The 12,506-nt window shown below is 35.1% G+C and carries 13 protein-coding genes; 10 read left to right on the forward strand and 3 right to left on the reverse strand.

Features of this window, described 5'->3' with window-relative positions; translation table 11 throughout:
• Window positions 1-6 precede the first annotated feature (6 nt).
• Entirely contained in the window at window positions 7-519 is a 513-nt protein-coding gene (locus tag EGH73_RS07870; protein WP_089769873.1) for a DUF1573 domain-containing protein, read from the reverse strand.
• Window positions 520-641: 122 nt separating this feature from the next.
• On the opposite strand from EGH73_RS07870, the gene EGH73_RS07875 reads away from it, so the two are divergent.
• The 7 genes from EGH73_RS07875 to EGH73_RS07905 all read left to right on the forward strand — a co-directional run bounded on the left by EGH73_RS07875 (window position 642) and on the right by EGH73_RS07905 (window position 7,653).
• A complete protein-coding gene (locus EGH73_RS07875; protein ID WP_123281436.1) occupies window positions 642-3,260 on the forward strand; it encodes a valine--tRNA ligase in 2,619 nt (872 codons plus the stop codon).
• Window positions 3,261-3,312: 52 nt separating this feature from the next.
• Window positions 3,313-3,675 carry a hypothetical protein gene (locus tag EGH73_RS07880; RefSeq protein WP_123281388.1) on the forward strand — a complete coding sequence of 121 codons (363 nt, stop codon included), beginning with the start codon at window positions 3,313-3,315 and terminating at the stop codon, window positions 3,673-3,675.
• A 61-nt stretch (window positions 3,676-3,736) separates the two neighbouring features.
• Window positions 3,737-4,381, forward strand: a complete 645-nt coding sequence (locus EGH73_RS07885) for a DUF4241 domain-containing protein (protein WP_123281389.1) — start codon at window positions 3,737-3,739, stop codon at window positions 4,379-4,381.
• A 65-nt stretch (window positions 4,382-4,446) separates the two neighbouring features.
• Window positions 4,447-5,337, forward strand: a complete 891-nt coding sequence (locus tag EGH73_RS07890; RefSeq protein ID WP_123281390.1) for a ribokinase — start codon at window positions 4,447-4,449, stop codon at window positions 5,335-5,337.
• 81 nt (window positions 5,338-5,418) lie between these two features.
• The gene (locus EGH73_RS07895) at window positions 5,419-6,273 is read left to right on the forward strand and encodes an alpha/beta hydrolase family protein (protein ID WP_123281391.1); all 855 of its coding nucleotides are present in this window, start codon (window positions 5,419-5,421) and stop codon (window positions 6,271-6,273) included.
• A gap of 119 nt (window positions 6,274-6,392) precedes the next feature.
• On the forward strand, window positions 6,393-7,037 hold the full coding sequence (locus EGH73_RS07900) for an HD domain-containing protein (protein ID WP_123281392.1): 645 nt from the start codon (window positions 6,393-6,395) through the stop codon (window positions 7,035-7,037).
• A gap of 28 nt (window positions 7,038-7,065) precedes the next feature.
• A complete protein-coding gene (locus EGH73_RS07905; protein ID WP_228411429.1) occupies window positions 7,066-7,653 on the forward strand; it encodes a hypothetical protein in 588 nt (195 codons plus the stop codon).
• A gap of 73 nt (window positions 7,654-7,726) precedes the next feature.
• Here the strand turns inward: EGH73_RS07905 and hemB are convergent, their stop codons facing one another.
• A complete protein-coding gene (gene hemB / locus EGH73_RS07910) occupies window positions 7,727-8,713 on the reverse strand; it encodes a porphobilinogen synthase (protein WP_123281393.1) in 987 nt (328 codons plus the stop codon).
• 108 nt (window positions 8,714-8,821) lie between these two features.
• Between hemB and EGH73_RS07915 the strand changes: the two genes are divergently transcribed.
• On the forward strand, window positions 8,822-9,169 hold the full coding sequence (locus tag EGH73_RS07915; protein ID WP_123281394.1) for a T9SS type A sorting domain-containing protein: 348 nt from the start codon (window positions 8,822-8,824) through the stop codon (window positions 9,167-9,169).
• Window positions 9,170-9,264: 95 nt separating this feature from the next.
• On the forward strand, window positions 9,265-10,935 hold the full coding sequence (locus tag EGH73_RS07920; RefSeq protein WP_123281395.1) for an OmpA family protein: 1,671 nt from the start codon (window positions 9,265-9,267) through the stop codon (window positions 10,933-10,935).
• On the opposite strand, the gene EGH73_RS07925 is transcribed toward EGH73_RS07920, so the two are convergent.
• Window positions 10,922-11,353 (reverse strand): VanZ family protein, encoded by a 432-nt coding sequence (locus EGH73_RS07925; RefSeq protein ID WP_184808084.1) that lies wholly within the window; start codon window positions 11,351-11,353, stop codon window positions 10,922-10,924. The genes EGH73_RS07920 and EGH73_RS07925 overlap by 14 nt on opposite strands.
• Before the next feature lie 38 nt (window positions 11,354-11,391).
• Between EGH73_RS07925 and EGH73_RS07930 the strand changes: the two genes are divergently transcribed.
• On the forward strand, window positions 11,392-12,456 hold the full coding sequence (locus EGH73_RS07930) for an NAD(P)-dependent alcohol dehydrogenase (protein ID WP_123281397.1): 1,065 nt from the start codon (window positions 11,392-11,394) through the stop codon (window positions 12,454-12,456).
• Window positions 12,457-12,506: the final 50 nt, after the last annotated feature.

Genomic DNA, 12,506 nt, shown 5'->3' on the forward strand with positions numbered 1-12,506 from the left:
CCTTAATTATTTAGCAACTGACTCAACTTTCTGAACATCAGCTTTCTTTTTTGCAACTCTCTTAGCCGCTGCCGCTGGCTGAGCTTTTGCTGTAGCGACAGGAGCTGCAACCAATTTAGCTTCTTGTGCAACAGAAACAGCTTGTGCATTTGCAACATCTTCTACATTTCCTTTGATATAAAGAACAGATCTGCTGTTCTGCGGATCATTAGAATAAACTTCAATCAATTTATTGAAAGCTCCTTTGATTCCAGTATTATATCCAACTTTGATTTGAGAAGATTTACCTGGCAAGATAGGATCTTTGCTCCATTCTGGCGTTGTACATCCGCAAGAAGGTTTTACTTCACTAATAATTAATGGTTTATCTCCTGTATTTTTTACGGTAAAGAATCTGTGACCGTCTGATCCAGCTTTTACATTTCCGTAGTCAAAAGTTGTTTTATCAAATGAGATTGTTTGAGCAGATGCAAAAGCGATAGCTCCTGTCATAAACAATCCTGCAAGAATCTTTTTCATATTTTTTTGATTTAAATAATTAAATTTTTGAATAACAAAGTTATAAATAATTTGAATATGTGATGTTAATTTTTTCACATTGTCTTATTTTTGCAAATTACAAGCTTAAAAATATTTTTAAAATGCAGATTGCTGACAAATACAATCCACAGGAAACTGAACAAAAGTGGTATGACTTCTGGTTAGAAAATAAATTTTTCCACTCGGAGCCAGATGACAGACCTCCTTATACGATTGTAATTCCACCACCAAATGTGACGGGGATTCTTCATATGGGACATATGTTGAACAACACCATTCAGGATGTATTGGTCAGAAGAGCAAGAATGCAGGGTTTCAATGCTTGTTGGGTTCCGGGAACAGATCACGCATCTATTGCAACAGAAGCAAAAGTTGTAGCGAAGCTGAAAGCTGAAGGAATCAATAAGAAAGATATTACAAGAGAAGAATTTCTAAAGCATGCTTGGGAATGGACTGATAAATACGGAGGAACTATTCTTGAGCAACTGAAAAAATTAGGTTGTTCTTGTGATTGGGACAGAACCAGATTTACTTTGGAAGATAATCTGTCCAAATCTGTAATCAAGGTTTTTGTTGATCTTTATAACAAAGGATTAATTTATCGTGGTTACAAAGTCGTTAATTGGGATCCAGAAGCTCAAACGAATATTTCTGACGAAGAAGTAATTTTCAAAGAGCAAAATGGAAAATTATTTTATCTCAAATATAAAATCGAAGGCACAGAAGATTTCTTAACTGTTGCAACGACTCGTCCCGAAACTATTTTTGGCGATGTTGCAGTTTGTGTTAATCCAAATGACGAAAGATACCAGCATTTGAAAGGTAAAAACGTAATTGTTCCAATTGTAAATCGTGTAATTCCAATTATCGAGGATGATTATGTTGATATCGAATTCGGAACTGGAGCTTTGAAAATTACTCCGGCTCACGATATTAATGATTACGAAATCGGACAAAGGCATAATTTGCCAATCATCGATTCTATGGATAATGACGCAGTTCTTAACGAACACGGAATGCATTATCAGGGAATGGGAAGATTCACAGTAAGAAAAGAAATAGCTAAAGAACTAGAAAAAAATGAACTTCTGCTAAAAGCCGAAGATTATGTGAATAAAGTTGGAACTTCTGAAAGAACAGGCGCTGTTATCGAACCGAAAATCTCTGTCCAATGGTTCCTGAAAATGTCCGAAATGGCAAAGCCTGCTTTGGATGTTGTGATGGATGATACCATCAAATTCCATCCTGACAAATTCAAAAATACATACCGTCATTGGATGGAAAATGTTCACGATTGGAACATTTCTCGTCAGCTTTGGTGGGGACAACAGATTCCGGCGTTCTATTATGGAACTGGCGAAAATGATTTCGTAGTCGCTGAAAATATTGACGACGCTGTAAAATTAGCTCAAGAAAAAACTTCCAACTTCCAACTTCAGGCTTCTGACCTGAAGCAAGACGAGGATGCATTAGACACTTGGTTCTCATCTTGGTTGTGGCCGCTTTCGGTTTTTAAAGGTATTTTAGATCCAGAAAATAAAGACATCAACTATTATTATCCAACTTCAGATTTGGTAACAGGTCCGGATATTATTTTCTTCTGGGTTGCCAGAATGATTATGGCTGGATTGGAATATAGAAAAGACGTTCCGTTCAAGAATGTTTATTTCACCGGAATCGTGAGAGATAAGCAAAGAAGAAAAATGTCTAAGCAACTAGGAAATTCGCCAGATCCAATCGATTTGATTGAAAAATATGGAGCAGATGGCGTTCGTGTAGGAAGTTTGTTGAGTTCTGCAGCAGGAAATGATCTTTTGTTTGATGAAGATTTGATGTCGCAAGGAAGAAATTTCGCTACGAAAATCTGGAATGCTTACAAATTAATCCAAGGTTGGAAGCGTAACGAAAATATCAAAGCAAAAGAGTTTGATAAACAGACGATTAATTGGTTTGGAGAACAATTGAACAAAACAATTGGCGAAATTGAAGATCAGTTCTCAAAATTCAGGATTTCCGATGCATTGCATTTGGTTTATAAACTGATTTGGGACGATTTCTGTGCTTGGTATTTGGAAGCAATCAAACCAAATTTCGGGGAAGCAATCAGCGAAGAAGTTTATCAAAAAACGATTGCTTATTTCGAAGAATTGATGAAACTGTTGCATCCATTTATGCCTTTCTTATCAGAAGAATTGTGGCAAAATATCTCAGAAAGAAGTGTTTCCGAAGCATTGGTCATTGCGCAACAGAAAAAATCAGAACCTTATAATGAAGATAAAATTAAGGATTTTGATTTTGCTAAAGAAGTAATTTCTGGCGTTAGAAATTATCGTCAATCCAAAGGAATTTCGCCAAGAGAAACTGTTGAAGTTTTTACGAATGTTTCCGAATTGGCAAATGCTGAGGTAATTCAGAAATTGGCTAATATTTCAGAAATTAATTTCAATCAAAAAACAGATAAACCAAGTTTTACATTTTTAGTTGGAGCGAATGAATTCTCTATTCCATTGAGTGAAAATCTTGATCTGGGCGAAGAAAAAGAAAAAACTGAAGAAGAAATCAAATATCTGAAAGGTTTCTTGATCTCTGTTGATAAGAAATTATCGAATGAAAAATTCGTTGCGAACGCAAAACCAGAAGTGGTAGAAATCGAGCGTAAAAAACAAAAAGATGCGCTGGATAAAATTGCGCTTCTTGAAGAAAAACTGAAAAGTTTGTAATTTTTATTAATACCTAATTTGTAAAAATTAGAATAACCTTATAAAACTTATAATGAAAAATAGATTATCACTCTCCATTATAAGTTTTATAGTATGTAGTTTTTTACATTCTTGCAAAGGTTATGATTACCGAGGATGGAATAATTATCCTAAATATAATTCTTATTTGATAGTCAAATTGAATGAAGACTTTAACAAAGTTTTAAATTGTTCTGTTAATGGATATAGTTGGAGTATTAAAAATGAAAAAGCATTTAACAATATCAGATTTTTAGAAAAAATTCAACAAAATCAAAATTGCTCAGAAATATGGAATTTTAAAGCCTTTAAAATTGGAAAAGATTCGATTGTTTTTGAATATAGAAAAGGCGCTGATGTTGTTGTCAGGAACACAATAATCGTTGAGGTAGAATAGACTTCTTTTTATAAATTTAAAAAAACTTCGGACATTAATTTTTGACTTCCGATTTTATAAAATGACTCACATAGAAAACATTAAAAAATTATTCTCCCGCGACTTCGTAGAAAATCCATTGTTGGAAACCTACGAAGCCGGGAAAATTCATATATCATCAGGGAAAATTGTAGCTAGTGATGCTTTGATTTCGCCTGATCATTCGGCTTTTAATCAGGAATTTCCAAAAGGTGATTTTACGGTTTTGGTTCATAAAGAAAGAGAATCCAATTGTATTGCTTACGCAGAAATTGTATTTGATAAAAATCAATTGGCTGAAAATTGGGCTTTGGCTCTTTGTGATAATCAAAATATAAACGATCTGAAAGACGAAGAAATCTACGGTTTCCTTGTAGAGTCCGGAATGGGAACTTTTATGGATAAGGAAGCTCAAGTTTCTCTGAATGCTTTAGAGCAAGATCTTTTTCATAAAAAAGGCGCTGATTTTATGGGAATTTATGAAGAATTTTTCCATTCTCATTTTTTTGATGAAAAAGGTGCTATAGATCAGTTTGCGGTTTTGAAACCTTATGATAACAAACCGGAAAATATTGTCGCATTTGAAACGGGTTATGGTGAAGGATTTTATGCAACGTATATTGGTTATTCTAAAGATAATCAGCCAGTTAAATTAATTTCAGAATTTATAGAAATCAAAGCAGATTAATTGATTACATTAGCCAAGATGAAATTGCAAATATTGCGTTCTGATGATAATAATGCCAATTACAAATGAAACTAAGTAACATAAAACCAAATATAGTAGTTGTCGGGAGTTCTTCTATAGATCTTGTTCTGAAGACTTCAAAAATCCCGACCGCCAATAATACGGTTCTGGCAGAGAGTCTAAAAAGTTTTTTAGGTGGCAAAGGTGCAAACCAGGCCATTGCGACTTCACGTTTAGGAGCTCAGACTTACTTTATAAGCCGTGTCGGCATGGATCCGTTCGGGCAACAGGTACTCAGAAACCTGAATGACGAAGCGGTAAATGTAGCTTATGTGGTAGAAGATGAAGATGAGGACACAGGTACAGCATATGTCACAGCATCTGACGAAGGGAATGCTATAACAGTAGTGCCTGCTGCTAATTATAAATTATCTCCCAAAGATATAGCGGAAGCAGAAAAATATTTACTAGCCGCAGATCTGATTTTGACTCAGCTGGAAATACCCATGCAAACTGTTGAATTTTTATTCAAAAAAGCGGAGACTCTAAATAAAAAAATAGGAATATATGCAGCTCCTGCAAGCCGCCTTTCTGACGAAATCATTCAGTATGCAAGTTTTATCGTAGCCAAAAGTACGGATCTGGAAATAATTTTCGGAGAAGGTAACCGGGAGGACATCATCAAACATCTGCCAAATAAACTTTTTGTAAGAGACGGTGCCAACAGCACCAGCTATTTTGATGGCAAAGAAATGAAATACTTCCGCAAAAATCCAAGCACCGAAGCTCATAATATGGGATTGGGAGATGCTTTTACATCGGGATTTTCTATTGCACTACTTCACGGAAACTCAATCGAAGACTGCGTAAAGTTTGGGAACGATGTTGCGCTAAAGGCAGCAGATTACAGAGGCTCTCAAAAAGGATTGCCATACTTGGAAGATTTCCAAAACTGATATTGCCTGCATATCAAATTCTAACCTGTTAGCCAATCATATTTTTTACTTTTATAAAATGATTAGCTCATATCATTTTAGATGAAACGTATTGACATTATAACAAAAGACCATTACAGCTTAGCAGCGCATCTTTTCGAACCGCAGATTTCAAATCAAAAAGTTTTACTGATCAATTCGGCCACTGGTGTTAAACAGCAGATTTATTTTTCAGTGGCGCAGTTTTTTGCAGATCACGGTTTTACTGTAATTACATATGATTATCGAGGCATCGGGCTTTCCAAGCCTCACAAGATGCGTGGTTTCGAAGCATCTATGAGAGTGTGGGGAACTACAGATTACCAAGCTTTGACCGATTATATCAAGAGTAATTTTGAGGATTATAAAAAATACTGTCTCGGACATTCCGTGGGTGCACTGATCTTAGGCATGAATCCAGACTCGGAAATATTTGAAGAATTTATTTTTGTCGGTACCCAAAATGCTTTTGTAGGAAATCTCAGATTAAAAACAAAAATAGAAGCTTATTTGGGTTTCGGAATCGTACAACCTCTGTTTACAGTATTGTTAGGCTATTTTCCCGCCAGTTGGTTTGGCTTAGGTGAAAGCTTGCCTTCCGGAAGCGCTTTTGATTGGAGAATCCTGATCCTGAATAAAAAATCAACGAACAATCTGTTGGAAAAATCTGCGGATTTTTCAAAAAAATTGAAACAAAAGGTTTTGGTCATCTGGGCAGAAGATGATGCGTGGCTCACCGAAAAGGGAGTAAAATCTCTTCTCGAAAATACTTACGCAAATCTCCGCCCTACTTACAGACACATTTATACCTCGGAGTCTGAGAAAGGTGAAATAGGACATGTCAACTTTTTCAGAAGCTACAACAGGAAACTCTGGAAAATCCTTCTAGAAAGATTAGAAGTAGACACCAGATATTAAAACTTAGGCATCAATTTTAACATCAATGACCTAGATTTGAAAAAATATCATTAAACACTTTTCAATTATTTAGTACAAAAAGGATTCTCCACATTTGTAATTTAATCTAATAATTTAAAATGGAGTTAATACACAAAACAATTAACTTGGTTAAAGAAAAACTGGAAGGGACAGAATCCGGACACGATTGGTTTCACATCGAACGTGTATGGAAATTAAGTCTTAAAATCCAGGAAAAGGAAGGTGGAGATAAACTGATAATTGAGTTAGCTGCACTTCTTCACGATATCGCAGACGCCAAATTCCATAATGGTGATGAAACTTTGGCTTCAAAAATTGTTCGTAATTTTCTTACAGAACAGAATCTAGATCCTAGTGTTATGGAGAAGGTTATTTTTATCATAGAAAATATGTCTTTCAAAAACAGAAATGACGCACCGGAAAACCTGCCTCTAGAACTGAAAATAGTGCAGGATGCCGATAGGCTGGATGCAATCGGCGCTATTGGCATTGCTAGGACTTTCAATTTTGGTGGCTATAAAAACAATCTGATGTACCATCCTGACATCAAACCCAAACTTAATCAAACAAAGGAAGAATATAAAAAATCGAACGGAACTACCATCAACCATTTTTACGAAAAGCTACTCCTTCTGAAAGATCTTCTCAATACAGATACTGCAAAAAATATTGCAGATCATAGACATCAGTTTATGCTGCAATTTCTGGAAGAATTTTATAATGAGTGGAATGTCAATTTATAATTGGAGATAAACTATTATCTTTGCGGGGATGATAATATTCCTCATACTAATTTTTCTGATTATTGCGCTTTTTCTGTCCGGGATTCGTTCAGAAAAGTGGAATCTGTGGAGCAAGGTCGCCAGAATTATAATTACAATTTCTGCTGCTGCTTATTTTACATTTTGGTTTGTAGAAAAAAGCGTGTCCCAGTTTTTGGAAAACTCGCTTGCCGTACAGGTCATTAATTATCTTCCCCAGCCTATTGATTTTTATATTATTCGGGTTCAGGATGATAATGGTGTCCAAAGTTACAGTTCTAAACACCTAGGGCAGATCCGTCCGGAATATTTCCGAATAGAATATCTTAATATGCAAAAATCCGACGAATTTTGGGTCGCTGGATATATCGGAAAAGAAAAGATGGTTTATTTTTCGCAGATTGCTGTTCCCAATAAAAATGAGGATAAAATAGTGGAGGTAAGAAATTACATCAATCACAGTCTGAAACTGTCAGCCATTGCGGCAGATAATGTATCAAAACTTAAATACGATAATATAAAGCTGAGCATCTGGGTAACTTTGGATCTGCTTCTGATTTTTCTGAACGCCGTTTTATTACTCAGAAGAAGAAAATAAATTTACAATCTAGAATATAAACTTTCCGTTAAGTTAACAGCGTCTTGTCGGACTAACGGAAAGTTTTTGTTTTTTATCTGTTCAAAAGTTTGGCAACTTCTGGTGCTGCATAAGTGAAAATCATATCTGCTCCAGCGCGTTTGATGCTGGTTAAACTTTCTATCAATACTTTATCATTATCTAACCAACCGTTTTGGGCAGCCGCTTTCAGCATTGCATATTCTCCACTGACTTGATAAACAGCGATTGGTTGCGTGATGAGTTCACGGATTTTTGAAACGATATCCAGATAAGGCATTCCGGGTTTTATCATAATAATATCTGCACCTTCTTCTACATCTCTCAAAGCTTCATCAATCGCTTCACGGGAATTATGGAAATCCATCTGGTAAGTTTTTTTGTCAGCAGGAATTTCTTGGGCATCAACAGGCGCACTGTCCAAAGCACTTCTGAAAGGTCCATAAAAAGCACTTGCATATTTGGCTGCGTAAGATAAAATTCCAACATCTGTAAATCCGTTCTCTTCCAAACCTTCTCGCATTGCCAAAACGCGGCCGTCCATCATATCGCTTGGTGCTAAAATGTCTGCTCCGGCTTCTGCTAAAGAAATTCCCATTTTTGTGAGTGCTTCTACCGTAGAATCGTTATCAATTTTTCCGTTTTTGATAATCCCGTCGTGACCATACATTGAATATGGATCCAGCGCTACATCGGGCATTATTACAACTCCAGGAACTGCATCTTTGATAGCTTTGATAGTGGTTTGCATCAATCCGTTTGGATTCCAAGCTTCTTTTCCTGTATTATCTTTCAAGTTATCTGAAACCTTCATATAAAGATTGACCGCCTTGATTCCCAAATTATAATTTTCTTTAACAGTTTGTACGGTTAAATCTAAACTTTGCCTAAAAACACCAGGCATCGAGGAAATGGCTTCTTTTTTGTTATTACCTTCCATAACAAACATTGGCAACACCAAATCGTTTGTTGTAAGGTTAGTTTCACGAACTAGACTTCTGATAGAATCGTTGGCTCTTAGTCTTCTGTTTCTTGAAATCATTTTTTAAAATTTTATGCAAATTTACTTATACTTTCGCGGATAGACTATTGCATATAAATTTTATTTAAAATATATTTGTATTAATTGTTTAGATACACGCCAAAGCGAATGAAAAAATTTCTATTCTTTATTATATTTACGGTAGTTTCAATTGGATTTTCGGGAGAAATGAAGGCTCAGTCTACTCGTATCATCGGAGGACAAAGATCGGATGACGGTATTCTTGTAGCTTATCCAAATCCTACAAAAGATGTCCTAATCCTAAAATCAAAAGATGATTCTGCTAAAATCAAAACCGTCACTTTCTTTTCGATTTTGGGTGCACAGGTTGCAGAATATGCAATAAACAGTAACAATGCCGAGTTGAGGCTGGACAAATTACGTCCGGGAAAATATCTAATGAGATATCTTTTGGATGATAACACACAGAAAATCACACAGATCATCAAACAGTAAGTTTAGTTTTTAAAATATATTGCCGGTTTTTTAGCCGGCATTTTTTAATTCATCTTTCAGTTGCGTAAATTTGCCGTAACCAAGAAAATTAAATTATGGGAAAATTAATTACTTTAGTTTTTATCATTTTATTCCAAGCTATCAACGGTCAATTCAGGAATTCTTTGTACGATAACCAACAGCTAAATATTTCTTTAAAAGGCGGCTTGGATTTTCCTTCTTATGACAATCAATCCAAATTCATAGATTACAAGTACAATCTAAATCTAGGAACCTCTTTTGACTATTATTTCAACTGGATTGGACTTGGAATTGATTTCGATTATCTTAAAAACAAACCGAAGAACACTTATCCAACAGAAAATGTATACAACGGAACTACTCCACTTTCTAATATCCATTTAAATGAGAATAATGTTGAAAGGTTATTTCTTGGAATTGGTCCCAACTTCCGATATGTGATGAATGATAATCTGAGTCTAGCTTTCAAATTAAAAGGTGGAATTTCTAATATCAAAGGTGGCGAAACATCATTAATGGCAAATAATTACAATCTTAATTTTCATAATGGATACAACGGAAAAAACATTCTAACGGGAAAAGGTCAGATTGAATTAAATTGGTTTTTTTCAGAATATGTTGGGCTGAATATTGGTGGTTATTATATTCAGCATTTTAAAGCTAATGATCAAATTAAAAATAATTCTGTTGCGGGATATATTCCTTTTACGGAAAACAACAATCGTTATAATATTAATCCTTCAGCTCTTGAAATCAGAAATAAAAGTCTTGAACATGAGATTCATTCAGCTGGAGTTTTTGCTGGCTTGACTTTCAGAATTCCGACCGGTGGTTCTGAACCCAATTATGGTTTATCAGTTATTGCCCGAGATAAAGAAACGGGTTTAATTTTGCCTGATACCTTTGTAGAACTTTTTAAAAACGGGAAACGTATTTATTTTGCAAGAACCAATTCGCAGGGTGTCGCTTTTTTCAAAAATATCAAACCAGATAATTACGAAATCAAAGGAAGTCTTTATAATATAGACCTCATCTCCAATAAAGCAGACAAAGATGAATTTGTAAGAAATTCCACCATCAAAAAAGAGATATCAACCGATGCTGAAATGTTCTTTGTGAAAGGTCAGGTGACTATCTGTAATTCCAAAAATCCTTTACGAGATGTAACTGTTGTCGTAAAAAATAATGAAACTGAAATCTATCAAGAAATAAAAACAGATGCTGATGGAAAATTTCATTTCAAAGCAGACAAGAATTCAACGTACACCATTTATGGTAAAAAAGGAAATTACTTTTCCCAAACAGAAATGGTGACTTCTAAAAAAGTAGATAGAACGAATACACTTTTTCTAAATCTCCAAGTTTGTATGGAAGAAACTACGTGTGGAAAGCAAATTAACCTGAAGAATATTCATTACGACTTGGATAAATATTTTATCCGTGAAGATGCAAAAGCCGAGCTTAATAAATTGGTTCAGTTTATGAAAGATAATCCCAAAATTAGCGTAGAATTATCTTCTCATACTGACTCGCGAGCTTCTGATGATTATAATAAAACACTTTCGCAGAATCGCGCCAATGCAGCAGTGGATTATTTAGTTTCCAAAGGAATAAGTAACACGAGACTAAAGCCAATCGGATATGGAGAAACTCGGCTTCTGAATCGATGCACTAATGGCATAGATTGTTCAGAAGAACAACATCAAACCAATAGAAGAACAGAAATGAAAGTTATCTGTCCTTGATAAAAAAGTATTTTTTGTAGATGAAAAAACCTATTATTGCACCAAAAGTATTGAGAATCACATCATCTATATCTGCCATGCCGCGATTAAAGTAGAACTGAGAAAATTCTAAGATATTTATGATTATAAAAAAAGAGATGACCATCCATCTGAATTGATTTAATTTTGGATAAAGTATGCCTAAAAAACCATAAGGAATAAAAAGAATGATGTTTCCAAAAATATTTTTGATAAACTCTATCTTATTCCATTTGATGACATTTGTTGTATAATCATTGATAGTTTCAAACGGTACAGTTTTTATTTCGAAAAGTATCGTTGGAGAATATCGAAAAGATGCAAAAAACAACAGGTATAAAATCCAAATTGTATAAACATTAATAAAAACAGGATAATACCTATTAACAAACAACCTCATTAAAAATAAATTTGACCCTATAAAATTATTCAAAAAAAATGAAAACAAGTACAATAAAAGCATTCGGAACACAAGCTGCCGAAAATGATCTGGAATTATTAACCATAGAAAGAAGAGAAGTTCAGCCAAAAGACATCGAAATCGACATCTATTACTGTGGCGTTTGCCATTCTGACCTTCATACAGCAAGGAATGATTGGGGTGGAACGGTTTACCCAGCAGTTCCAGGACATGAGATTGTGGGAAAAGTGTTGCAAGTAGGAAGCGATGTTACCAAATTCAAAGTTGGAGATCTAGTCGCCGTAGGTTGTATGGTAGATTCTTGCCGAACTTGTCATAGTTGTGAAAAGGATTTGGAACAATTCTGCGAAAATGGATTCACTGGAACTTACAATGGGAAAGATAAATACTTTAAAGAAACCAGAACCTTCGGTGGTTACTCTGAGTCTGTGGTTGTAGATGAGCATTTTGTGTTAAGCCTTCAGGAGAATCTTGATATGGCTGCTGCTGCACCACTTCTTTGTGCTGGAATCACGACTTGGTCACCGCTTAAGCATTGGAATGTGACAGAGAACTCTAAAGTTGCTGTTGTAGGTTTGGGAGGCTTAGGTCACATGGCAATCAAATTAGCAAAAGGTTTGGGTGCAGAAGTTACTTTGTTCTCCAGAACTCCAGGGAAAACAGACGATGCCAAACAACTGGGTGCAGACCACGTGGTTATCTCTACAGATGAGGATCAAATGAAATCTGTTTTCAATAAGTTTGATTTGATTATCGATACAGTTCCTTATGAGCACGATATCAATCCTTATATGAATACTTTGACCCTAGACGGAACATTAGTCCTGGTAGGTCTTATTGGAGAATTTGAAAATAATGCTGTTAGTACAAGGCCGATGATTTCCAAAAGACGTTCTGTGGCAGGTTCATTGATTGGAGGCATCAAAGAAACTCAGGAGATGTTGGATTTCTGTGGAGAGAAGAATATCGTTTCTGACATCGAAATTATCAACATCCAAGATATCAATGATGCTTACGAAAGAATGTTGAAAAGTGATGTGAAATACAGATTCGTCATCGATATGAAAAGTTTGAAGAATTAATTTCAATACAAATAATAAAAAGAGAGAACATCGGTTGGTGTTCTCTCTTT

This window comes from Epilithonimonas hominis, from assembly GCF_003730015.1.
In the GTDB taxonomy this organism is placed as follows: domain Bacteria; phylum Bacteroidota; class Bacteroidia; order Flavobacteriales; family Weeksellaceae; genus Epilithonimonas; species Epilithonimonas hominis.

Coding starts and splice junctions, on each gene's coding strand:
- EGH73_RS07890 (WP_123281390.1), top strand. CDS start 4,447: ATGAAACTAAGTAACATAAAACCAAATATAGTAGTTGTCGGGAGTTCT.
- EGH73_RS07870 (WP_089769873.1), bottom strand. CDS start 519: ATGAAAAAGATTCTTGCAGGATTGTTTATGACAGGAGCTATCGCTTTT.
- EGH73_RS07905 (WP_228411429.1), top strand. CDS start 7,066: ATGATAATATTCCTCATACTAATTTTTCTGATTATTGCGCTTTTTCTG.
- EGH73_RS07930 (WP_123281397.1), top strand. CDS start 11,392: ATGAAAACAAGTACAATAAAAGCATTCGGAACACAAGCTGCCGAAAAT.
- EGH73_RS07895 (WP_123281391.1), top strand. CDS start 5,419: ATGAAACGTATTGACATTATAACAAAAGACCATTACAGCTTAGCAGCG.
- EGH73_RS07885 (WP_123281389.1), top strand. CDS start 3,737: ATGACTCACATAGAAAACATTAAAAAATTATTCTCCCGCGACTTCGTA.
- EGH73_RS07920 (WP_123281395.1), top strand. CDS start 9,265: ATGGGAAAATTAATTACTTTAGTTTTTATCATTTTATTCCAAGCTATC.
- EGH73_RS07925 (WP_184808084.1), bottom strand. CDS start 11,353: ATGAGGTTGTTTGTTAATAGGTATTATCCTGTTTTTATTAATGTTTAT.
- EGH73_RS07880 (WP_123281388.1), top strand. CDS start 3,313: ATGAAAAATAGATTATCACTCTCCATTATAAGTTTTATAGTATGTAGT.
- EGH73_RS07915 (WP_123281394.1), top strand. CDS start 8,822: ATGAAAAAATTTCTATTCTTTATTATATTTACGGTAGTTTCAATTGGA.
- EGH73_RS07875 (WP_123281436.1), top strand. CDS start 642: ATGCAGATTGCTGACAAATACAATCCACAGGAAACTGAACAAAAGTGG.
- EGH73_RS07900 (WP_123281392.1), top strand. CDS start 6,393: ATGGAGTTAATACACAAAACAATTAACTTGGTTAAAGAAAAACTGGAA.
- hemB (WP_123281393.1), bottom strand. CDS start 8,713: ATGATTTCAAGAAACAGAAGACTAAGAGCCAACGATTCTATCAGAAGT.